The sequence below is a fragment of the Pseudarthrobacter sp. 10T415 genome (assembly GCF_056394175.1).
Window position 1 is genome coordinate 78,036 of record NZ_JBFTHJ010000009.1, and the last position, 19,837, is coordinate 97,872.

Below are 19,837 nucleotides of genomic sequence, written 5' to 3' on the forward strand. Positions count from 1 at the left end.
CTGGGCCGGGCGCCGGTTTTGTCCTGGCGCTTGTGCGGGCGGGCGCCGGCGTGGCCACGCGCCGGTAAGCACGCATCCGGGAGCACCGGCGGAGTCCCTGCTCCCGGATCGACGGGTAGTCTCAGGAACAAGTCTTGCCGCCGCACCCCATCCCCGGGCCATGGCTTTCATTCACTGGAAAGCTCCGGGATCCGCTTGCGGCCCGCAAGGCGGAACCTACGGCATTCGCTAAGGATGCCGGGAGAGATTCGGGGGGATCCGTGCCGCGATTAGGTTGGTGGGGCAGGGCGTATTTTGCGCTGCAGGCATTGGCCGGAGCCCTGTGGTGGGCCGCAGTTGCGGTGTCTCCCACCGTGCGGACAGCCACACTCGGCAGCCTCGATCCCGCCCTTGTTGCCGCTTTCGACATCCCGCTCTTCGTGGTGGGGTCCGCCGCGGCCGCAGCAGGTGTCCGGGCCGCTGCCGCCATTGTTGCCGCGTGGTCCGCCGTGGTCACCATTGCACTCGGCGCCTACGCCACTGCCACAACGCAGGCAGGCGCTGGTGCCCTCCTGATGGTGGCAGCAGCGGCGGGTTCGATCGCGGCCCTCTGTTTGGCCTGGTGGGGACGGATTCCCGTTGAGTGGATCATCCGTGGCCCGTTCGCGTTCCGCGCCGCCCGCCAGCGGGGCGCCAGGTTCCATGTGGCTGCCACCTTTGGGCAGATCGTCGTGTTCTGGGGTTTCTTCCTGGGAGTCCTTCCCCTGTTCCTGGACTTCCTTGAGCGGCGCTGGGGACTGGCTGCTGCCTTTCCCCAAGCGGCCGGCCCGGCCGGCGTGGTGGTCTTGATCCTGGCCAGTGCGCTGGGAATCTGGTCTGCCGTTTCGATGTCCACCAGGGGAAACGGGACACCGCTGCCCGCAGCCATGGCCACCACGCTGGTGGTTGCCGGCCCGTACCGCTGGATACGCAATCCGATGGCGGTGGCCGGCGTTGTCCAGGGCGCGGCGGTGGGCCTCATGCTGCACTCCTGGTTCGTGGTGGGCTACGCGGTCCTGGGTTCGCTGGTGTGGAACTATGCCGTGCGGCCGCTTGAGGAGGCGGACCTCAAGGCCCGCTTCGGCAGCGGCTTCGAGGCATACCGCGAGGCCGTACCGTGCTGGATCCCCACCCTCCGCCGGCGCAGGAATTCACCCGTGGCTCTCACTCCGGGAAGCGGACGCCATGCTCTGCCGCCGTCAGATATGCCGGAGGTACCGCTGCGGTGAATCGAGGAAGTTGCGCCAGTTGGTGATTAGGTCCAGATCGTCCCAGTCGCGCTCCCGCAGTCCCCAGGGGCCCGCTTCCAGGATTTGCGCACCCGGAAGCGCGGCCAGCAGGGGCGAGTGGGTGGACATCACCACCTGTGAATGCCCTTCAGCCAGCAAGTCCTTCAGGATCGCCAGCAAGCTGAGGCAGCCGGAGAACGACAGTGCGGATTCCGGTTCGTCGAGGACCCACAGTCCGCGTCCACGGAACCGGCTGACCGCCAGTTCCAGGAAGGACTCCCCGTGTGACATGTCGTGGAAGGCGGCGTCCCGGCCGCCGGGATTGTTTTCCAGGTAGGTGAAGAACCCGTGAATGGTTTCGGCGCGCAGGAAATACCCTCGGCGGGTGGCACCGGCGTTCCTGACCAGTTGCAGGTGCTGCGCCAGCACCGATTCGGTGGGCCGGGTGGAGTGCCGGGCGCCCGTTGAACCGCCTTCCGGTGACAGCCCGTACGCCAGGGCAATGGCTTCCACCAGCGTGGACTTTCCCGATCCGTTCTCCCCCACCAGGATCGTTGCCGGGGCAAGGTCCAGGCCCTTTTCCAGGATTTGGGCCACAAGCGGAAGGCCGGCAGGCCATCGGCCGCGGTCCAGGCTGTTGTCGGGGTTCTCCACCAGCCGCCGGATGGGATAGGTGCCGGGATCCATGGACCCATTCTCACAGGAAAGAAATTCCCATCCGCACCCATCCGCAGGCATCCCGGCTCCGAATCCCGGTGGAGATCATCTCCCAAAGCTAGGAGGGACAATGGATGAGGCGGACCAGCAGGCCCTGACCGGAGCTGTCATCAGGCTGCACAACCTGGACATCGGCGGCCTGTGGCTCGACTACGTTGCCCTTGGCGGCGATGCCTCAGAACAGGACATCCGCAATTACAGCCTGGAATCCGGTGCACTGCCGCAGAAGGAGCGCGACGCTTTGTCCCAGGCCGTCAATGAGTGCTGTGCCGAGGCGGACCTGGTGGTCCGGGCACCGTACAGCAGCTCCCCGCTGACCGTGGTACCCGTGGAGCCGAAGGATCCCTATTCGTCGAAGTAGGTGAACGTCTTTGCGCCGCCGGCTACCGAGGACACCACCAGCGAGGCAACGTCCCGCAGCTTCATGTTCCTGCTGTTGGAGGCTTCCCGCAGCACCTTGAACGCTTCGTCCTGGCTGCAGCGGTTCTGCGCCATGATGGCACCGGTGGCCAGGTCGATGACCGTCCGCGTCTGCATTGCCGCGGTCATTCCATCCTTGGTGTCCTGGAGCTTCGCCATCCGCAGCGTCAGGGCCAGGCCCTTGGCCGCCTGTTCCGTGAACGCCTCGGCCATGGCAACGGCATCGGCGCTGAAAGCATGGGGCTGCCCGCTGTACAGGACCAACACGCCGCGGTCCTCACCCTCGAGCTGCAGCGGCATGGCCAGCACGGAGTGGGCGCCCTGGTGAGTGGCCGCGGCGGCGTAATCCGGCCACCGCGCTTCCTCCCGCAGGTCCTTGATGTGCATGGTGGCCGCGCTGCTGACGGCGGAGTCTCCTGGCCCCTGGCCGTACTTGAGTTCCAGCTGGTCAAGCAGCCTCGCCTTGGTGTCGCTGGCGGCCGCTGCCGTGGGTTTCTTGGGGCGGCTGACGGAGATACCGCAGAACAGCTCCCGGCCTACGCTCCCCAGCCGGGCTACCGCGTAGAGGGCAAGGCTGTCCAGGAGCCGGACCACATCAGGACTCTGCAGGACAAGGTCCTGAACGTGGGCTGCAACATCGGCAAAAACCTTGCCGCCCGAAACCCCGGCGTCAACCACAAATATTCCCTCCCGGACACAATTGATAAGCCATGGCACGCCATGGCCGCCCACTGCCGAACGGTAGTCCTCAGCGTACCCGCGGACACCCCGTAAGGTGTCAATCATGAAGCTCGCCTCCAGCAACGGCGGAACCTTCCGCGGAACCACCCTGGCAGTGGACGGCGGCACCGTGCACCGGTTCCTCGGCATCCCATACGCCCAGCCGCCGTCGGGGAAACTGCGATTCCGACCGCCCGTCGCACTGCCCGCGCGGACCGGCGAGGTGGACGCCACCGGGTACGGCCCCGCGGCGCCGCAGAACCCGGACACCCGTGATCCAAACGAAACCCCGCTGGCCTGGAGTGAGGACGGCTGCCTGAACCTGAACATCTGGACGCCGGACACCGCCGGGACGGGCCGGCCGGTGATGGTCTGGATTCACGGCGGCGCCTACCTGATGGGTTCCAACAGTGACGGGATGTACGACGGCGCCCGCCTCGCCGCAGCGGCGGGCACGGTGGTGGTAGCCATCAATTACCGGCTGGGCGCGCTCGGCTTCCTCCACCTGGCACACCTGCTCGGCGATGATTTCGGGGATTCGTCCAACCTCGGCCTGCTGGACCAGCTCCAGGCGCTGCGCTGGGTGCGGGACAACATCGCCGGGTTCGGCGGAGACCCGCACAATGTGACCCTGTTCGGGGAATCGGCCGGCGCGGCAGCCATCGGCACCCTGCTGGGCATGCCGGCGTCGGAAGGCCTCTTCCGGCGGGCCATCATGCAAAGCGGCACAGCGGAGCGCTTCCGTACCCCGGAGGCGTCTGCGCGCGTGACTGCTGACTTCCTGCGGCTTTGCGGCCTGGACGAATCGTCAGCAGGTGAGCTACGCACCCTCCCGGTGGAACAGCTGCTGGCCGCCCAGCAGCAACTCGAAGAGCGGATCGCCGCCGAAAGCTACGCGGTGCCGCTCCCCTTCCAGCCAACACTGGGGACCCCGTCACTGCCGGAACCTCCACTGGAGGCGGTCCGCAGCGGGATCAACAGCGGCGTGGACCTGCTGGTGGGTACCAACCTCAACGAGGGGTCCTTCGCCGTCGAAATGCGCCCGGACCGGCCGGAAGACCCTGATTACCCGGACCGGGCCGCCGCGGTCCTGTCCGCCGGCGGCCTGCCCGGAAACGTCGCGCCGGAATACGCGGAGGCACTGGCGGCCGTGCTTGCACGCGAGCCCCGCGGGAAGGAACTGCTGGAGGCGGCCATCGCAGATACGGTGTACCGCCAGCCCAGCAACAACCTGCTTGATGCGAGGCTCCAGTCAGTACACAGCGCGGCGCACGGCAGGACGTTCGCCTACCTGTTCACCTGGCGCAGCCCGGCCATGGGCGGCAAGCTCGGTTCCTGCCACGCGCTGGAAATTCCGTTCGTGTTCCGCCACCTGGATTCCCCGGACGCCGCCTACCTGACCCGGGGCAAAGCTCCGCAGGCCCTCAGCGACACCATGAGCGGAGCCTGGGCGGCCTTCGCCCGCACCGGGGCCCCGGACCAGCCCGGCCTGGCGTGGCCGGAATACGGGCAGGAGCGCCGCACCATGATGCTCGACGACGCGCCCCGGTTGGAAGCGGACCCACGGCGGGAGGTCCGGCTGTTTTTTGCCGGGAACCAGGTCAGGCGGCAGCCAGTGAGTTAAGCGTGTCCCGGAGGCCCTTCAATGCGGGGTCGCGGAGCTGCATGAACAGCGGTTTCAGGAGCGGCTGGATGATTTTGGCCGGCCCTTTGATGCTGAACTCTGCCGTGTACTTCACCACGGATCCGGTGCCATTGGGGGCGACGTCGATGGAATCGAAGGAGACGACGGTCTTGTTCTCCCCGCGCAGCTTGATGTGGCTGCCCGTCAGCTCGATGACCTCGTAAATCAGCGACTGGCGTTTCCCCCGGAACTCGGCCTCAGCGTGGTACTTGTGTCCCACGGCCACGGGCCCCGGCGTGATCTTGTCCATCACAGGGGTGCCGGGGTCCCACTTGCTGGTGTTTTCGAACTCACTCAGGAAGGCAAAGGCCTTCTCAGCGGACAGTTTGGTTTCCACACTTCCGGCTACTGTGATCATCACCCCAGTCTAGGAGCACCCGGAAGGTGGGAGGCAGCCATTTTGTAGCAAAGATTGCCGTCCAACTTACGGGGGCTGATCCACACCTCGTAGCCGTCAGCGGCGGTGAACAGGGCACGGCCGCCGTTGGCGTCGCCTGCAATCCACACGGCGGAGGAGTCCGGCATGGCGTTGTCCACCACGCCGGACCGCACCGTCCGGCGGCCCTTCCGGACCTCCACAGGGACACCGATCAGGCGGGCCCACTCGGAATACGGGTAGGAATCCACGGCATCCCTCCTGCTCAGCGTGTCTCGAAGTCGCTGAGGATCTTGATATTGCCCATCAAGGCGCCGTCGGCGACGTCCGGGCCGGTCAGCCCGGCGAAGGCGTGAATGTCGCAGAAACCCGCAAGGGCTTCCTCGGCAAAGTCCGAAGGGTCATTGACGGTCTTTGTCATGGTGGGTTCTCTGGCATCCGGAAGGAGGCGAAAGGGCTGCGGGGCCCTTAGTGCATGTGGCTTCCGCCGTTAATGTCCACCACGGTTCCGGTGAGGTACGCGGAATCCTCGGAGGACAGGAAAGTGATCACGGAAGCTACTTCCTCGGTGCTGGCGTTACGGCCCAGCGGGATGCCGGCGTTGATGGCGGCTTCCTGTTCTTCGGTGCTGCCCACGCGGATGTTGGTGTCCACCGCGCCCGGGGTGATGGCGTTGACGGTGACGCCGGTGGTGCCGAGTTCACGGGCCAGTGCCTTGGTGAGGCCCAGGATGGCTGCCTTGGCTGCAGAGTAAGGGACCTTGCCGAAGACGCCGCCGCCGCGCTGGGCGGACACGGAGGACATGTTCACAATGCGGCCCCAGCCGTTCCCGATCATGTCCGGCAGGAATGCCTTGGTCACGAGGTAGGTGCCGGTGGCGTTGACGTCCATGATCTTGTGCCACAGCTCGAGGGTGGTTTCCAGGAACGGGACGGGCGAGGTGATGCCGGCGATGTTGGCCAGTGCGCCGACGGGCGGCAGGTTACCGGCGGCCACCTCGGCGGCGACGGCGGCCTGGGCGGTGGTCACGGAGGCCTCGTTGGCGACGTCGATCTCGTGGCCGTAGGCAGGGACGTTGAACTCGTTGCCGATTTCCGCGGCCACCTTGGCGGACTTTTCGCCGTCGAGGTCCAGGATGACGACGCCCCAGCCTTCACGGGCATAGCGGCGGGCGGTGGTGATGCCGATGCCCCGGTCCGAGGTGGCTCCGGTGAGGACGGCGGTGCGCTGGATGGTGGTCATGGTTGGTGCTCCTTGAAAGTGTTTTTGTGGATCGATTGCTCTGTAGTTGTCGCCGGCCCCTGCCGGGCGGTATGCCAGCAGTCCTTCGGGTTCCAGGTCCTCGCGCTCACCGCGCACCGGTTCGTGGTGGAGTGGGCCGCGAGTCAGTCTTTAGACCCTGGTGACGCATTCTGAAGGACGAGCATCCGGGTCTGAAGTGGAACATCGTTGATCCCTTGGTTCGTGCGAAGCAGTAGTGATGCCGACCACACTAGCTTCGTTAACTGTCAACAGTCAACCCATAAAGTTGACTGTTGACAGTCAGCATGATGCGGGTCACACTGGGGATATCATTTGTTAACAGTCGACAGCGGCGACTTCCTGAGGCCGCTTTTCGAAAGGGAACCCAACATGAGCAAAGATGCTCTGACCATGCGCGGTCCGGTCCACGGAACCAAGGACGCCAGGCGCGTTGCCGTTGGCTCCGGTGTGGGCGCTGTGATCGAGACGTATGACTTCATCGGTTTCGGCACCGCCGCTGCGCTGTACTTCGGCACCGCGTTTTTCCCCGGAACCGATCCGGTCACCGGCACCCTCGCTTCCTTCGCCACCCTGGGCGTCGGCTTCGCAGCCCGTCCCTTGGGCGGCATCATCGGCGGCCACCTCGGCGACAAGGTAGGGCGCAAGCCCGTTTTGGTGGCCTCCCTGATCCTGATGGGCCTGGCCACGTTCGCCATCGGACTCCTGCCCACCTACGCCGCAGTGGGGCTCCTCGCCCCTGCACTGCTCGTCTTCGTCCGCATCGTCCAGGGTTTGGCCTTCGGAGCGGAATGGGGCGGCGCCATCCTGATGAGCTACGAGCACGCACCCTGGAAGGCCAAGGGCAAGTACACCGGCATTGTCCAGGCCGGCTTCCCGGTGGGCCTGCTGCTGGCCAACCTGACCTTCCTGTTCAGCGTCAACCTCGGCGGCGAACTGGCCTGGCGCATCCCCTTCCTTGCCAGCATCGTGCTGGTGGCGGTGGGCCTGATCATCCGCTCCAAGGTCCCGGAATCCCCGGTCTTCGATGAGGTCAAGGACAGCGGTGCCATCGTGAAGTCCCCCATCGTTGAGGTCATCAAGACCGACTGGCGCAACATCGTCAAGGGCATCGGCCTCCGTGTTGCCGAGACCGCAGGCTACGCCGTGTCCATCACCTACATGATTTCCTACCTCAACAGCCAGCACCTGGCGGACAAGAGCCAGACCCTCATCGCCCTGTGCATCGCCTCCGCCATAGGCATCTTCGCCACCCAGGCCTGGGCCGCGCTGACCGACCGCATTGGCCGGCGTCCGCTGTATGTCTGGTCCACCCTGTTCGCGGCCCTCTTCGCCATCCCGATGTTCCTGCTGGTCAATACGGGAATGTTCATCGCCATCATCATCACCATCGTCATTTCCTACGCGGTCTGCCAGAACTCGCTCGCCGGCGCCCAGGGCGCCTGGTTCCCGGAGCTCTTCCAGGCCAAGACCCGGGCCTCCGGCGCCAGCCTGGCCTACCAGATCTCGGCCATGGTCTCCGGCTTCACCCCCTTCATCACCACCCTGCTGTTTGTCAGCTTCGGCTGGATGGGCCCGGCGCTGCTCTTCGGCGCCTACGCCCTGATCGGCCTCTGGGCTGCGGTGGCCACCCGGGAAACCTGGGGCAAGCGGGAGCGCGAACTGGCTGAAGAAGCCACCAAAAGCACCCCCAACACCGTCAACGCCTGAATGACCGCGCACCCAACAACCACGGAGCACGCAATGCCTACAGATACCGTCCAGGACACCCCACAGGGACAAACATTGCAGGAACAGATCCTGCAGACCGCGGTGACCCCGGAACGGGTGGAGAAAATCAGCGCCGCCGCGTACCGGATCCGGCACCACGCCCTCAACATGGGCGAAGTCCAAGGCCAGGGCTACGTGGGCCAGGCCCTCGGGGCTGCCGACATGCTCGCCACCGTGTACGGGGACCAGCTGAACTTCCGCGCCGAGGACCCGCACTGGGAAGCCCGCGACCGGTTCCTCCTGTCCACCGGCCACTACGCGATCGGCCACTACGCAGCCCTTGCCGAAGCCGGAATCGTCCCGGTGGAGGAACTTGAAACCTACGGCTCGGATGACTCCCGGCTGCCGATGTCCGGGATGTCCACGTACACCCCCGGCATGGAGATCTCGGGCGGTTCCCTGGGCCACGGCCTGACCATCGCCGTCGGCATGGCGTTGGGCCTGCGCTACCACGGTTCGTCCGCCCGGGTGTTCAACTTCCTCTCCGACGGCGAGCTGGACGAAGGCTCCACCTGGGAAGCGGCCATGGGTGCGCACCACCACCAGCTGGGCAATCTCACCGCCATGGTGGATATCAACGCCCTGCAGGCCGACGGCAAGACGGACTCCGTACTCCGCACCGAACCGGTGACGGAGAAGTGGGAATCGTTCGGCTGGTACACCCAGCGGGTGGACGGGAACGACGTCGGTGCGCTGCTCGCAGCGTTCGACAACGCGGCCGCCCAGGCCGCCGCCGTCGGACGTCCTTCCGTGATCCTGTGCGATACGAAGGTGGGCCGCGGCGTCCCGCTGCTGGAGAACCGCGAAAAGGCGCACTTCATGCGCATCGAAGAGAACGAATGGCAGACCTGCCGCGAGCAGCTCACCGCCGGATATGAAGGAAAGGCTTCAGCATGAGCACCACCACCGAGGCCCCGGACACCACGGCGGCCGCTGCAACAACTGCCAAGCCCAAGCTCAAGACCTCGGCGATGATCGCATCGTTCGCCGATCCCGGCCAGAAGACGGCGTCCGCGCCATTCGGGCACGCCCTGGTCAAGGCCGCGCAGGAGAACGACAAGATCGTGGGCCTGACCGCAGACCTGGGCAAGTACACGGACATGCACATCTTCGCCAAGGCCTTCCCGGAGCGGTTCTTCCAGATGGGCATGGCCGAGCAACTGCTGTTCGGCGCAGCCGCGGGCCTGGCCGAAACCGGACTGGTGCCGTTCGCGTCCACCTACTCCGTGTTCGCTGCCCGCCGCGCCTACGACTTCCTGTGCCTGGACGCGGCAGAGCCGAACCTGAACGTCAACATCGTGGGCGGCCTGCCCGGCCTCACCACCGGGTACGGCCCCAGCCACCAGGCCACCGAGGACATGGCGATCTTCCGCGGCATGCCCAACCTGACCATTGTGGACCCCTGCGACAGCATCGACATCGAACAGGCAGTGCCGCAGCTGGCAGCGTCCGAGGGCCCCACATACCTGCGGCTGCTCCGCGGGAATGTGCCCACGGTCCTGGACGAGTACGGCTACACGTTTGAGCTCGGCAAGGCCAAGGTGCTGCGCGGCGGCAACGATGTCGTCTTCATCTCCTCCGGGCTGATGACCATGCGTGTGCTGCAGGCAGCAAAGGCCCTCGCGGCACACAACGTGGACGTCGCCGTCGTGCATACGCCCACCATCAAGCCGTTCGACGCCGAGACCGTCCTCAAGGAGATCAACACGGACAGGCTCGCCGTCACCCTGGAAAACCACTCCGTGGTGGGCGGCCTGTTCGAAACCGTTGCCTCCGCCGTCGTCACAGCGGGCCTGGGCAAGCGGGTGGTTCCCATCGGCCTGCCGGACCAGTTCCTCGATGCCGGCGCCCTTCCCACCCTGCACGACCGGTACGGGCTCGCCACCGACCGTATCGTGGCGAAGGTCCTCGCCGAACTCGGGTAGGAAGCCAGTAAACCAGCAGAAAGCGCGGCACCGGTCCAAAGCCGGTGCCGCGCTTTCTGCCGTACCATCGAACTACGACTGTAAACAGTCGACTTATGACACTGAGGACGGATGCCATGGCCGGACTGACAGCCCCGCTGCTGGGACTGCAAAAGAAAAGCCTGCGCGAGCAGGCCCTCTCGGCGCTGCGGACCGCCATCACCAGCGGCGAGCTGGCACCGGGACGGCACCTGGTGGAAACCGAACTGTCCGAAATGCTCCAGATCAGCCGCGGCACGCTCCGGGAAGCCTTGCGGCAGCTGGAACAGGAGGGCCTCCTCTCCGCCGGACCGCGTGGCCGCCTGTCCGTGCGGCACCTGGACCACAAGGAGATCCGGGACATCTTTGCGGTGCGCGCGGCTCTGGAGTCCCTTGCTGCCCGGACACTCTGCGAATTGGCGGACCGCCAGCACGTCACCGAGTCGTTACACGCCGCCATCGACGCCATGGCCGCGAATGCCGGGGGAACGCTGGAGGAACGCATCGAGTCGGACCTGGAGTTCCACCGGACCCTCTGCCGGCTGACCGGCAATGAAACGCTCCTGCACTCCTGGGAGTCGCTGGAGGGCTCCATCCGGATGTCCATCATGTTTGCCGGACAGGAAAAAGGCGTCAGCAACATGAGCGTTGACCGCCACCGGGACATCGTGGATGCCATCGATACCGGTGACGCCGGGCTGACGCGGAAGACCATCCTCGAACACATGGACACCGCCGCCGCGAACCTCGTCTCCTAGGCCTTCCGTCCGGCTGCGTCCCGGGAATCACTGCGGACCGTCAACCGTTAACTTACTGTGCGGTAGGAAACCCGCCAGTTGGTTAGGGATGTGATGAGCGCAAAGTTTGAATCAGTAGAGGACGACGCCGGCAAGGTCACCCGGTACGTCCGGCACGCCAATGGCGGTGGCTTCGTTTCACCCGGGGCCGTTGTGGCCGAGAGCGCCCGGATCGGCCCCATGACGTACGTTGAGCACGGTGCCGTGATCGGCGCCGGTTGCCGGATCGGACACGGCAGCTGGGTCGACCGCGAAGCCAAGATCGGCACGCGGACGGTGATCGGCGACGGTGTCCGGATTGGCCGCGCCACGGTGATCGGTAACCGCGCCAACATCGGCAGCCACTCCCGCATTGGCTCGGGCGTCCTGATCGGGCACGGAATCCACCTTCATTCGGACACCACCATTCCGGACGGCGGCCAGAAGCTGCATGGTGTGCAAGCCACAGCGCCAACCAAGAGCCGCCCGCACCGCAGGCAAAACCGCGGCATGGCCGCCTGACGCCAGGGCCCGCCTAGGCGGGGTGCCCCGGCCCCGCGGGAACCGGGCACCGCAGTCCGTGTCACGCGGAGGTTTTGATGGTCCTTCTCGATTTCAGGACCGCCCCGCCCCAGACGGCCAGGAAGGCCGCCACCAGCAGGAGTCCGGCTTCACCCAGGTCGATCTCCCCCAACCAGCTGGTGAGCGGATCGGCCAGGCCAAAAGCCGCGTTGGCGAACCCGCCGAGCGTGATGACGGCGATGAACAGTGCCGACAGTGCTGAAACGCCTGTGACCGCCGCATTGAAGCCGAGCCTGCGCTGCGGGCTGTGGATCGCTGACCTGTACATGCGCATCATCGCCACACCGTTGACCGTGTCGCAGAGGGTCATTGCCGCGGTGAAGGCGAGGGGAAGGGCCATGAGTGCCACCGGGGACACCCCGGCCAGGGATGCGGCGGTGGTCACCACCAGCAGCCCGATGGTGGTGGCGGTGTCGAACCCGAGTCCAAACAGGAAACCGATCACGTAGATGTTCCGTGGCCGCTGCACCCGTGCAAGCGGCCTGGACAGGAGCCGGGCAACAAATCCTTTGCTTTCCAGGTCTTCGTCCCTGATGGCCGCACCGCTGCGGGCGCTCCTTAGGGCCTGCGCGGCACGAAGGAACGCCTGCCCGTTGAACAGCCCCATGGCCAGCAGGAACAGCCCGGACACGCCACTGCCGATCAGGCCCAGCACGTAGTTGCCGGTGGTTCCGTCTTCCATGAACTGGCCGATCACCGCGGCGCCCGCAACCACCAGCAGCCCGGCCAGGACCACCACGGAACTGTGGCCCAGGCTGAAGGCGAAACCTACGCTGACGGGGTCCTTCCGCTGCGCCACGAATTTGCGGGTGGAGTTGTCGATGGCGGCGATGTGGTCCCAGTCGTAGCTGTGCTTGACGCCGGCCACGTAGGCGGTCAGGACCAGGCCGAGGGCAAGGGGCGCGCCGGCTGTTGCCGAGCCGGCGATGAGGAGGACGACGGCGGCAATATGCAGGGCGGCCACGGCACCAAAGGTGGCAAGCAGGCGGGTCCGGAACGGCAGGGTTTCCCGGTCGCGGTACAGGGTTGCGATGTTTGCCAGGGCCGTCATCAGTGCTTCCTCAGGTTCAGTGGGCCTTGCCCGTGCCAGCGTTCCCTCAGGAGGTCGGTGCAGGCTGCGAGCAGGCGGTTCAGTTCATCGGTGCTGTTGGAAAGCGAGCGCAGCACCAGGCCGGTGGTTCCGGCGACGGTGCGGGTGAGGGTGATTCCGGTCCGGGCGTCGTATCCCGCCGTGAGGTGGTGAAGGTGGTCTGCGAGCGCTTGGTCCACCCGGGCATCCACCACCACCAGTGAGCCGAGGTGGCTGAAGCCTTCCATGAACCCCAGCCCGGTGACGTCGCCGAGCGGCGGCCGGATCAGCAGGTTGTCGAGGGCAAGCATCTGCGTGCCCTCATCCGTTTCGATGTGGACCTCGTTCCGCAGCCGCACTTCCTCGTACCGGAAAGCGGCGCCGTCCGGCGACCAGCCAGGGGTCACTACTTCCGCCATGACAAGGTTCGACGACGGCCGCAGGGTCACGGAGGTCCGTTGCCGGTAGCTGGCCTCCCGGTAGGCGATCAGCTGGTCCGGCATGAGTTCCAGCCGCGCCCCCTCCCCCAGCCGCACACTCATCCGCTGCTCAGCAAAAGACCCAGGAGTCCGATAAACCTTCGTCGCAGACTGAGTGGTCAACAAGAGGTCAGCGCCCTCACCCACCTCCACATCCAGCAGAAAAAGGTCAGCCCCCAGATAAGCCCCGCCAGGATTCACAACGACATAACAAACCTGTCCAGAGTCATCCAGATAGTGCGGTCGCAGTACCCGCAGAGCACCGCGATGGTACTGATGCGCCGCAAAGGATCGTCCCGCACGCTCGGCGACCACAAGCTCAAGCTCGCCCATAGGTGAGCTGTCAGCGCAAGCGGAGCCGGATGTAAGGGGCCGCGGCGTGGCGGGCACCGCGGAGCGGGCACGGCCCCTTACATCCGGTGAAGCGCCTGAAGTAGCCCCATCCGCGGGCGCCGCCCAAGGTGTGTCGACGACGGAACTGTTGGAGGTCATACCAAGTCGAGCATCAGGACGTCGTGCCGGATCCAGTCGATAACGGCGTCGAGCCCTTCGTCGGTCTTGAGGTTGGTGAAGCAGAACGGCTTGTTGCCGCGGAACTCTTTGGAGTCTCGCTCCATGACACTAAGGTCCGCTCCGACGTGGGGTGCGAGGTCGGTTTTGTTGATGATGAAGAGGTCGGATTTGATCATGCCCTGGCCGGCTTTGCGGGGGATCTTTTCACCTTGGGCTACGTCGATGATGTAGATGGAGAAGTCGACCAGTTCGGGGCTGAAGGTGGCGGAGAGGTTGTCGCCACCGGATTCGACGAAGATGACTTGGAGGTCGGGGTGCCGGGTTTTGAGTTCTTCGATGGCGGCGGTGTTCATGGAGGTGTCTTCGCGGATGGCGGTGTGGGGGCAGCCGCCGGTTTCGACGCCGATGATCCGGTCCTCGGGGAGGATGCCGTTGGCGGCGAGGATTTTGGCGTCCTCGATGGTGTAGATGTCGTTGGTGATGGCGGCCATGGAGATGCCGCCGCTCATGTGCCGGGTGAGCCGTTCCACGAGTTGGGTTTTGCCGGCGCCGACGGGTCCGCCGATGCCGATTTTGATGGGTTCAGTCATGGTGTTCCTCCTGTAAAGCAATAAGCATTGTTAGCTCATGAACATCCGGGCACGTTGGCGTTCGTGCCGCATTTGCGAGATTTCCAGTCCTGGGCTGACGGCGCCGAAGTCGTCCGGCGTGAGGTGCGCGATCGCCTCGATGGCGGCAGCGACGTCGTCGTGCGCTTTCCGCAGGATCCTTTGGCCGGCATTCTGGCCGAGCGGGATGGCCCGCACGGCGTTCTGGGTGAGGGACATGACGGTGGCGAAGAGGTAGGCGGCGAGTGCCTCCTGCAGCGGCACGCCCAGTGAGCGGGCGACGACGGCGAACGCCAGCGGCTGGTGCCCGGCGGCCCGGCCGCTGGTCACCAGGTCCCGGTACAGTTCCAGCGCGGCCGAGGGAAACACCTCAAGCCCAATCTCCAAGAGACGGCCGCCCATCTTCAAACTGGCCTCCCGAACCTCCCTGGGCAACAGAGAAGCAGACAAAAGAGCATCCAACTCCCAAAGATCAACACCCTCATAAAGGAAGCGGATCGCCAAGCCATCAGAGTAAGCAAGCGACTGCGAGACAAACGCACCAATCCAGAGTCCAAACGACTCCTCATCAAAAATGAGCTCCCGATCGATGTACGTCTCAAACCCCAGTGAGTGAGCAAAAGCCCCAGTAGGAAGCGCAGAGTCAACCAATTGTTGTAGAGCAAGCTGATAACTACTCACAGCACCACCGCCAACCGTGACGGAGCATCGCGACGGCCCGGATTGGGGGCCGCGGCGTGGCGGGCACCGCGGGGGGCCCACAGGCGCGAGGGCCCCGATCCGAGCTTGCGAGGATTGGGAGCGTCTGGGGACGGGCACGGCCCCCAATCCGGGGCGGCGCACCCAAGCTGCACCTCCCGTAGAGCGCGCAGCGCGGAAGAGTTAGTGCGAGTGTTCAGCATGGCGGAAAGGCACAGGCATGACGCGTTCCTGGCGGGCGTAGGGCACGGAGTTGTGGATGAGGTAGTCCTCGACGGTGTGGTCGTAGGCGCACACCATGACGTCGGCCCCGTACTCGGAGGATGAGTCGAAGAATTGTGCCTGGAGGTGCCGGTTGCCGAGGGAGTGTGCGGTGACGCCCATTTCGTGGATGGTGCGGGGTGCGATGACCAGGACGTCGGTGGGCAGGACGGAGACCACGATCATGTTGGTGTCGGCGACGTGGAGGATGTCGCCGTCGCGGAGGTCGCCGGATCCTGGGGCGAGCCGGATGCCGATGTCGTTGCCGTGGTCCGTGGTGGCGCGTTGGATGCGTTTGACCAGTTGGGCGCTGGGCAGCACCACTTTCTCGCGGTGGAGCCCGGTGTAGGCGGCGAGGTCGGTTTCGGGCAGGTCGTGGAGGTTGCCGAGGATTTTCTCGATGATCACGTGGTTCTCCGGGTGGGTTTTAGAAGAGGAAGTAGCGCTGGGCCATGGGTAGGACGTCGGCGGGTTCGCAGGTGACGTCTTCGCCGTCCACCGTGACTTGGTAGGTTTCCGGGTCCACTTGGATGTCGGGCGTCGCGTCGTTGTATTTGAGGTCGGCTTTGGTGAGGTTCCGGATTCCGGAGACGGGCCGGATGACCTTTTCGAGGCCGAGTTCTGCGTGGACGCCGGCGTCGATCGCGGCCTGGGAGAGGAAGGTGATGGAGGTCTGCTGGACGGCTTTGCCGAAGGCGCCGAACATGGGCCGCATGGTGCGTGGCTGAGGGGTGGGGATGGACGCGTTCGCGTCGCCCATCAGGGCGTAGGCGATCTGCCCGCCTTTGAGGACGAGTTCGGGTTTGACGCCGAAGAAGGCCGGGTCCCATAGGACCAGGTCGGCGAACTTGCCTTCTTCCACGGACCCGACCGTGTCCGCGATGCCCTGGGCGAGCGCGGGGTTGACCGTGTACTTGGCCACGTAGCGCTTGAGGCGGAAGTTGTCACTCCCGGCGCTGCCGTGCGCGGAAGCCGATCCGTCGGCACCAACGTCCGTGCCGCCGTCGGAAGCTAAAATTCCGCGCTGCTTCTTCATCTTGTCCGCCACCTGCCAGGTGCGGGTGATCACCTCTCCCACCCGGCCCATGGCCTGGGAGTCGGAGGAGGTGATGGAGAAGATGCCCATGTCCTGCAGGACGTCCTCCGCGGCGATGGTCTCGGCGCGGATGCGGGAATCGGCGAAGGCCACGTCCTCGGGAATGTCCGGGTTGAGGTGGTGGCAGACCATCAGCATGTCCAGGTGCTCTTCGATGGTGTTGCGTGTGTACGGCAGCGTGGGGTTGGTGGAGGCGGGCAAGACGTTGGGCATCCCGGCGATCTTGATGATGTCCGGTGCGTGGCCGCCGCCGGCGCCTTCGGTGTGAAAGGTGTGGATCACGCGGCCGTTGATGGCGCGGATGGTGTCTTCCACGAAGCCGCACTCGTTGAGGGTGTCGGTGTGGATGGCCACCTGGACGTCGTATTCATCGGCGACGGTCAGCGACATGTCGATCGAGGACGTGGTGGAGCCCCAATCCTCGTGCACTTTCAGGCCGATGGCGCCGGCTCGGATCTGCTCGGCGAGGGGCTCGACGGCGGACGCGTGGCCTTTGCCGAACAGGCCGATGTTCATGGGGAACGCCTCGGCGGCCTGCAGCATCCGGTGGATGTGCCACTTGCCGGGAGTCACGGTGGTGGCTTTGGTGCCTTCCGCCGGGCCGGTGCCGCCGCCGATCATGGTGGTAACGCCGCTGGTCAGGGCCGTGGCCACCTGGTCCGGGGAGATGAAGTGGATGTGCGTGTCGATGCCGCCGGCGGTGAGGATTTTGCGTTCCCCGGCGATGATCTCGGTGCTGGCGCCGATAACGATGTCCACGCCGTCGGTGATCTGGGGGTTGCCGGCCTTGCCGATCCGAAGGATGTGGCCGTCCCTGAGGGCGACGTCCGCCTTGTAGATTCCGGTGTAGTCCAGGATGACGGCGTTGGTGATGACGGTGTCCGGAACATCGTCTTCCGGGCGGTCCCCGTCGCGGGTGGCCTGGCCGTTCTGGCCCATGCCGTCGCGGATCACCTTGCCGCCGCCGAACACCACTTCCTCGCCGTAGACGGTGAGGTCCTTCTCGATTTCGAGGAACAGCTCGGTGTCGGCCAGGCGGATCTTGTCGCCCGTCGTGGGGCCGTACAGGTCGGCGTACTGCCGCCGCGGGATCTCGAAGCTCATTTGGCGTCCCTTTCGGTGGCTGACCCGCCCGGGCGGGGGCCGCCGTCGAGCTTTCCGTTGACGGCGTTGCTGAGCCCGAACACTTCGCGGGCCCCTGCGAGTTCGATGAGCCGGATGCTCCGGGAGTCCCCGGGTTCAAACCGGGCGGCCGTCCCTGCGGGGATGTCCAGGCGCCGGCCGCGGGCTGCTGCCCGGTCGAAGTCCAGCGCAGCATTGGCTTCGGCGAAGTGGAAGTGCGAGCCCACCTGCACGGGCCGGTCGCCGGTGTTGGTCACGGGCAGCTCGATGGCGTCGCGCCCCGCGTTCGCCGTCACGGGCTCCGGGCGGAGGACGTATTCTCCTGGGATCACTGTGGCTCCTTAGCGGATGGGATCGTGGACGGTGACCAGTTTGGTGCCGTCGGGAAACGTGGCCTCGATCTGCACGTCGTGGATCATCTCGGGGACGCCTTCCATGACGTCTTCGCGGGTGAGCAGCGTGGTGCCGTAGCTCATGAGGTCGGCGACGCTCCGGCCGTCGCGGGCGCCTTCGATCAGTTCGTAGCTGATGATGGCCACCGCTTCGGGGTAGTTGAGCTTGAGGCCGCGGGACTGGCGGCGCCGGGCGAGGTCGGCGGCCACCACGATCATGAGTTTTTCCTGCTCACGTGGCATCAGATGCATGCGGGGTCCCTTCAACGGCCGGCGGACAGCGTGGATTCAGAGTAGGCCCCGCACATTTCCGCCACGTTTCAGGTCCATCATCCGGACGCCCGCGCACGGACGCGCTGAAACTCCCCGGCTTTGGCTCCCCCATGGCAGCGGACGACGGCGGCTTGCCTGGACACGCCGTCGTCCTCGCTCAAAGGTGGGGAGACTCAGCGGTGGACACCCGGCTGCCGTGGGTAACGTACCCACCTCCGGCCAAAAGAAGCTAGGGTGCGGACTCCCTGATCCTCAGCTGGAATTCGGCCTCAACGTGCACTCCGGCGTCGGCGGTTTCGCGGCCGGCGATCCGGTCCAGCAACAGCGCCATGGACCGTTCGGCGATCTCGTCCATCCCGGGCGAAACCGTGGTCAGGGACGGTGAGGCGAAGCGGGCTTCATCCACGTCGTCGAAGCCGGCCACTGCCACGTCCTGCGGCACCCGAACGCCGCGGATCAGGAGTTCGTGCAGCGCTCCGAGCGCCAGGACGTCATTCAGGCCGAAGACGGCATCGAACTCCACGCCCGCTTCCAGCAGGCCAGCGACGGCGGCAGCTCCGGCGTCGCGGCGCCACTCACCCGGGGCGATCAGCGCCGGGTCGAAGGGGATCCCTGCCTTCTTCAAGGCGGCGCGGTAGCCGTTGAGGCGCAGCCCGGCGGTGCCGGTGGACTCCTCCGCTGTGGCGCCAATGACGGCAATACGACGGCGGCCTCCCGCCAGCAGGTGCGAGGTGAGCGCGGCGGCAGCCTCCTCGTTCTTCATGGTGACCAGGTCGAACCGCGGGTCCACAATATGTTCGCCCAGCATCACCAGGGGCTTGGTCCCGGCCCGCTGGGCAATGGCGTCGGCGCCGATGGACAGCGGTGTGAAAAGCAGCCCGTCAGTGAGTTGCCGGAACGGGCCCTGGAGGGCGTTCAGCTCGGCACCGCTGTCTGCGGCGGACTGTTCCACCAGGACGCGGTAGCCGTGTTTGGTTGCCGCATCCATCAGCTTGGAGGCGAGCTCGGCGTAGTAGGGCGCCGAAAGGTCCGAGAGGACGAGGCCCAGCATGGAGGTCTTGCCGGACCGCAGGCTGCGTGCGGTGAGGTTGGCTTCGTAGCCCAGTTCCGCGATGGCATCTTCCACCCGCTGCTTGGTGGCGGGGCGGATGAACTCATAGTTGTTCAGGACGTTGGAGACGGTCTTGAGTGAAACACCCGCGGCCTTCGCAACGTCGTTCATGGTTACTGCCATTAACGTTCTTTTCCTGCCTTCGCCGCGGCCTTGGCCGCCTGCTTGCTGGCCCGTACCTTGACCAGGGATTCCGGGTCCACGATGTCAGCCACGGACAGGTAGGAGCCGTCTTCACCGTAGTGGCCTGCAGTTTCCCGCCAGCCCGGCGCCTGGAGTCCGCGCTGTTTGCCCAGCAGTGCAAGGAAGATTTTGGCTTTCTGGTCACCGAACCCGGGCAGGGCCTTGAGCCGCTTCAGCACCTCGGCGCCGCTGGGCTCGCCCTGGGTCCAGATGGCGGTGGCGTCGCCGTTCCATTCGTTCTGCACGGCTTCGGCGAGCGACTGGACCCTTGCGGCCATGGAACCGGGGAACCGGTGCACGGCGGGCCGTTCCTTGAACATCTCCACGAAGGCCTGCGGATCATGGCCGGCAATGGCCTCGGGAGAGACGGACCCGATGCGGGTCCTGATCTTTTCCGGCCCCGCGAACGCCGATTCCATGGTCACCTGCTGGTCCAGCAGCATGCCGGTCAGCAGGGCGAAGGCGTCCTCACTCAACAACTTGTCCGCGGCGGGATCCCCCGTGATGTGCAGCTCCATGCCGTCCATCCTCCCACC

Annotated in this window: 24 protein-coding genes; 8 read left to right on the plus strand and 16 right to left on the minus strand. The window is 65.7% G+C overall.

All coding sequences use genetic code 11. The features are described from left to right. The first annotated feature begins 260 nt into the window (after positions 1 to 260). On the plus strand, positions 261 to 1,247 hold the full coding sequence (locus AC1DBN_RS13150; protein WP_477723408.1) for a methyltransferase family protein: 987 nt from the start codon (positions 261 to 263) through the stop codon (positions 1,245 to 1,247). Here the strand turns inward: AC1DBN_RS13150 and AC1DBN_RS13155 are convergent. Further along, a complete protein-coding gene (locus tag AC1DBN_RS13155) occupies positions 1,218 to 1,934 on the minus strand; it encodes an AAA family ATPase (protein ID WP_091717553.1) in 717 nt (238 codons plus the stop codon). The genes AC1DBN_RS13150 and AC1DBN_RS13155 overlap by 30 nt on opposite strands. Positions 1,935 to 2,034: 100 nt before the next feature. Here AC1DBN_RS13155 and AC1DBN_RS13160 point away from each other — a divergent pair, with 100 nt between their 5' ends. Then, positions 2,035 to 2,325 (plus strand): hypothetical protein, encoded by a 291-nt coding sequence (locus tag AC1DBN_RS13160; RefSeq protein ID WP_091717552.1) that lies wholly within the window; start codon positions 2,035 to 2,037, stop codon positions 2,323 to 2,325. Here AC1DBN_RS13160 and AC1DBN_RS13165 read toward each other — a convergent pair. Continuing rightward, on the minus strand, positions 2,310 to 3,170 hold the full coding sequence (locus AC1DBN_RS13165; protein WP_477723409.1) for an ANTAR domain-containing protein: 861 nt from the start codon (positions 3,168 to 3,170) through the stop codon (positions 2,310 to 2,312). The two genes, AC1DBN_RS13160 and AC1DBN_RS13165, sit on opposite strands and share 16 nt — an antisense overlap. Between AC1DBN_RS13165 and AC1DBN_RS13170 the strand changes: the two genes are divergently transcribed. Beyond that, complete coding sequence (locus tag AC1DBN_RS13170; RefSeq protein ID WP_477723410.1) at positions 3,169 to 4,728, plus strand: carboxylesterase/lipase family protein; 1,560 nt, start codon at positions 3,169 to 3,171, stop codon at positions 4,726 to 4,728. The two genes, AC1DBN_RS13165 and AC1DBN_RS13170, sit on opposite strands and share 2 nt — an antisense overlap. Here AC1DBN_RS13170 and AC1DBN_RS13175 read toward each other — a convergent pair. From AC1DBN_RS13175 to AC1DBN_RS13190, 4 genes are read right to left on the minus strand one after another with little or no spacing between them, the layout of a single operon-like run. Beyond that, positions 4,706 to 5,146 (minus strand): SRPBCC family protein, encoded by a 441-nt coding sequence (locus tag AC1DBN_RS13175; protein WP_056083177.1) that lies wholly within the window; start codon positions 5,144 to 5,146, stop codon positions 4,706 to 4,708. The genes AC1DBN_RS13170 and AC1DBN_RS13175 overlap by 23 nt on opposite strands. Further along, the gene (locus tag AC1DBN_RS13180; RefSeq protein ID WP_056082715.1) at positions 5,146 to 5,415 is read right to left on the minus strand and encodes a hypothetical protein; all 270 of its coding nucleotides are present in this window, start codon (positions 5,413 to 5,415) and stop codon (positions 5,146 to 5,148) included. The genes AC1DBN_RS13175 and AC1DBN_RS13180 overlap by 1 nt, the downstream gene beginning before the upstream one ends. A gap of 14 nt (positions 5,416 to 5,429) precedes the next feature. After that, the gene (locus AC1DBN_RS13185) at positions 5,430 to 5,585 is read right to left on the minus strand and encodes a hypothetical protein (RefSeq protein WP_156368428.1); all 156 of its coding nucleotides are present in this window, start codon (positions 5,583 to 5,585) and stop codon (positions 5,430 to 5,432) included. A gap of 47 nt (positions 5,586 to 5,632) precedes the next feature. Beyond that, entirely contained in the window at positions 5,633 to 6,406 is a 774-nt protein-coding gene (locus AC1DBN_RS13190; RefSeq protein ID WP_056082719.1) for an SDR family NAD(P)-dependent oxidoreductase, read from the minus strand. 390 nt (positions 6,407 to 6,796) lie between these two features. On the opposite strand from AC1DBN_RS13190, the gene AC1DBN_RS13195 reads away from it, so the two are divergent. From AC1DBN_RS13195 to AC1DBN_RS13215, 5 genes are all read left to right on the plus strand, one after another. Next, entirely contained in the window at positions 6,797 to 8,134 is a 1,338-nt protein-coding gene (locus AC1DBN_RS13195) for an MFS transporter (RefSeq protein ID WP_477723411.1), read from the plus strand. A 33-nt stretch (positions 8,135 to 8,167) separates the two neighbouring features. Continuing rightward, on the plus strand, positions 8,168 to 9,091 hold the full coding sequence (locus tag AC1DBN_RS13200; protein ID WP_477723412.1) for a transketolase: 924 nt from the start codon (positions 8,168 to 8,170) through the stop codon (positions 9,089 to 9,091). After that, positions 9,088 to 10,119 (plus strand): transketolase family protein, encoded by a 1,032-nt coding sequence (locus AC1DBN_RS13205; RefSeq protein WP_477723413.1) that lies wholly within the window; start codon positions 9,088 to 9,090, stop codon positions 10,117 to 10,119. The genes AC1DBN_RS13200 and AC1DBN_RS13205 overlap by 4 nt, the downstream gene beginning before the upstream one ends. Before the next feature lie 116 nt (positions 10,120 to 10,235). Next, positions 10,236 to 10,895 carry a GntR family transcriptional regulator gene (locus AC1DBN_RS13210; protein ID WP_056082735.1) on the plus strand — a complete coding sequence of 220 codons (660 nt, stop codon included), beginning with the start codon at positions 10,236 to 10,238 and terminating at the stop codon, positions 10,893 to 10,895. Between the two features lie 93 nt (positions 10,896 to 10,988). Further along, entirely contained in the window at positions 10,989 to 11,435 is a 447-nt protein-coding gene (locus AC1DBN_RS13215; RefSeq protein WP_314212023.1) for a transferase, read from the plus strand. A gap of 61 nt (positions 11,436 to 11,496) precedes the next feature. Here the strand turns inward: AC1DBN_RS13215 and AC1DBN_RS13220 are convergent, their stop codons facing one another. The 10 genes from AC1DBN_RS13220 to AC1DBN_RS13265 form a co-directional block, all read right to left on the minus strand. After that, entirely contained in the window at positions 11,497 to 12,546 is a 1,050-nt protein-coding gene (locus AC1DBN_RS13220) for a HoxN/HupN/NixA family nickel/cobalt transporter (protein ID WP_314212025.1), read from the minus strand. Continuing rightward, positions 12,546 to 13,376, minus strand: coding sequence for an urease accessory protein UreD (locus AC1DBN_RS13225; protein ID WP_477723414.1), 831 nt, complete (start codon positions 13,374 to 13,376; stop codon positions 12,546 to 12,548). Before AC1DBN_RS13225 ends, AC1DBN_RS13220 begins: the two co-directional genes overlap by 1 nt. Positions 13,377 to 13,531: 155 nt before the next feature. Then, positions 13,532 to 14,146, minus strand: a complete 615-nt coding sequence (gene ureG / locus AC1DBN_RS13230) for an urease accessory protein UreG (protein WP_091717536.1) — start codon at positions 14,144 to 14,146, stop codon at positions 13,532 to 13,534. 30 nt (positions 14,147 to 14,176) lie between these two features. Continuing rightward, on the minus strand, positions 14,177 to 14,845 hold the full coding sequence (locus AC1DBN_RS13235; protein ID WP_477723415.1) for an urease accessory protein UreF: 669 nt from the start codon (positions 14,843 to 14,845) through the stop codon (positions 14,177 to 14,179). Between the two features lie 201 nt (positions 14,846 to 15,046). Beyond that, complete coding sequence (gene ureE, locus AC1DBN_RS13240; protein ID WP_091717533.1) at positions 15,047 to 15,532, minus strand: urease accessory protein UreE; 486 nt, start codon at positions 15,530 to 15,532, stop codon at positions 15,047 to 15,049. Positions 15,533 to 15,551: 19 nt separating this feature from the next. Continuing rightward, positions 15,552 to 17,324: an urease subunit alpha gene (gene ureC, locus AC1DBN_RS13245; RefSeq protein WP_091717531.1), complete on the minus strand. Its 1,773-nt coding sequence runs from the start codon at positions 17,322 to 17,324 to the stop codon at positions 15,552 to 15,554. After that, the gene (locus AC1DBN_RS13250) at positions 17,321 to 17,674 is read right to left on the minus strand and encodes an urease subunit beta (RefSeq protein ID WP_091717529.1); all 354 of its coding nucleotides are present in this window, start codon (positions 17,672 to 17,674) and stop codon (positions 17,321 to 17,323) included. Before AC1DBN_RS13250 ends, ureC begins: the two co-directional genes overlap by 4 nt. A 9-nt stretch (positions 17,675 to 17,683) precedes the next feature. Then, entirely contained in the window at positions 17,684 to 17,986 is a 303-nt protein-coding gene (locus AC1DBN_RS13255) for an urease subunit gamma (RefSeq protein ID WP_091717527.1), read from the minus strand. 250 nt (positions 17,987 to 18,236) lie between these two features. Next, entirely contained in the window at positions 18,237 to 19,241 is a 1,005-nt protein-coding gene (locus tag AC1DBN_RS13260; RefSeq protein WP_314212038.1) for a LacI family DNA-binding transcriptional regulator, read from the minus strand. Further along, on the minus strand, positions 19,241 to 19,828 hold the full coding sequence (locus tag AC1DBN_RS13265; protein ID WP_314212039.1) for an HhH-GPD-type base excision DNA repair protein: 588 nt from the start codon (positions 19,826 to 19,828) through the stop codon (positions 19,241 to 19,243). Before AC1DBN_RS13265 ends, AC1DBN_RS13260 begins: the two co-directional genes overlap by 1 nt. Positions 19,829 to 19,837: the final 9 nt, after the last annotated feature.

Bases quoted from the DNA above. Each gene is read 5' to 3' on its own strand.
- AC1DBN_RS13155 (WP_091717553.1), bottom strand. From the start codon at position 1,934: ATGGATCCCGGCACCTATCCCATCCGGCGGCTGGTGGAGAACCCCGAC.
- AC1DBN_RS13160 (WP_091717552.1), top strand. From the start codon at position 2,035: ATGGATGAGGCGGACCAGCAGGCCCTGACCGGAGCTGTCATCAGGCTG.
- AC1DBN_RS13170 (WP_477723410.1), top strand. From the start codon at position 3,169: ATGAAGCTCGCCTCCAGCAACGGCGGAACCTTCCGCGGAACCACCCTG.
- AC1DBN_RS13165 (WP_477723409.1), bottom strand. From the start codon at position 3,170: ATGATTGACACCTTACGGGGTGTCCGCGGGTACGCTGAGGACTACCGT.
- AC1DBN_RS13175 (WP_056083177.1), bottom strand. From the start codon at position 5,146: ATGATCACAGTAGCCGGAAGTGTGGAAACCAAACTGTCCGCTGAGAAG.
- AC1DBN_RS13185 (WP_156368428.1), bottom strand. From the start codon at position 5,585: ATGACAAAGACCGTCAATGACCCTTCGGACTTTGCCGAGGAAGCCCTT.
- AC1DBN_RS13190 (WP_056082719.1), bottom strand. From the start codon at position 6,406: ATGACCACCATCCAGCGCACCGCCGTCCTCACCGGAGCCACCTCGGAC.
- AC1DBN_RS13195 (WP_477723411.1), top strand. From the start codon at position 6,797: ATGAGCAAAGATGCTCTGACCATGCGCGGTCCGGTCCACGGAACCAAG.
- AC1DBN_RS13200 (WP_477723412.1), top strand. From the start codon at position 8,168: ATGCCTACAGATACCGTCCAGGACACCCCACAGGGACAAACATTGCAG.
- AC1DBN_RS13205 (WP_477723413.1), top strand. From the start codon at position 9,088: ATGAGCACCACCACCGAGGCCCCGGACACCACGGCGGCCGCTGCAACA.
- AC1DBN_RS13210 (WP_056082735.1), top strand. From the start codon at position 10,236: ATGGCCGGACTGACAGCCCCGCTGCTGGGACTGCAAAAGAAAAGCCTG.
- AC1DBN_RS13215 (WP_314212023.1), top strand. From the start codon at position 10,989: ATGAGCGCAAAGTTTGAATCAGTAGAGGACGACGCCGGCAAGGTCACC.
- AC1DBN_RS13220 (WP_314212025.1), bottom strand. From the start codon at position 12,546: ATGACGGCCCTGGCAAACATCGCAACCCTGTACCGCGACCGGGAAACC.
- AC1DBN_RS13225 (WP_477723414.1), bottom strand. From the start codon at position 13,376: ATGGGCGAGCTTGAGCTTGTGGTCGCCGAGCGTGCGGGACGATCCTTT.
- ureG (WP_091717536.1), bottom strand. From the start codon at position 14,146: ATGACTGAACCCATCAAAATCGGCATCGGCGGACCCGTCGGCGCCGGC.
- ureC (WP_091717531.1), bottom strand. From the start codon at position 17,324: ATGAGCTTCGAGATCCCGCGGCGGCAGTACGCCGACCTGTACGGCCCC.
- AC1DBN_RS13255 (WP_091717527.1), bottom strand. From the start codon at position 17,986: ATGCATCTGATGCCACGTGAGCAGGAAAAACTCATGATCGTGGTGGCC.
- AC1DBN_RS13260 (WP_314212038.1), bottom strand. From the start codon at position 19,241: ATGGCAGTAACCATGAACGACGTTGCGAAGGCCGCGGGTGTTTCACTC.
- AC1DBN_RS13265 (WP_314212039.1), bottom strand. From the start codon at position 19,828: ATGGACGGCATGGAGCTGCACATCACGGGGGATCCCGCCGCGGACAAG.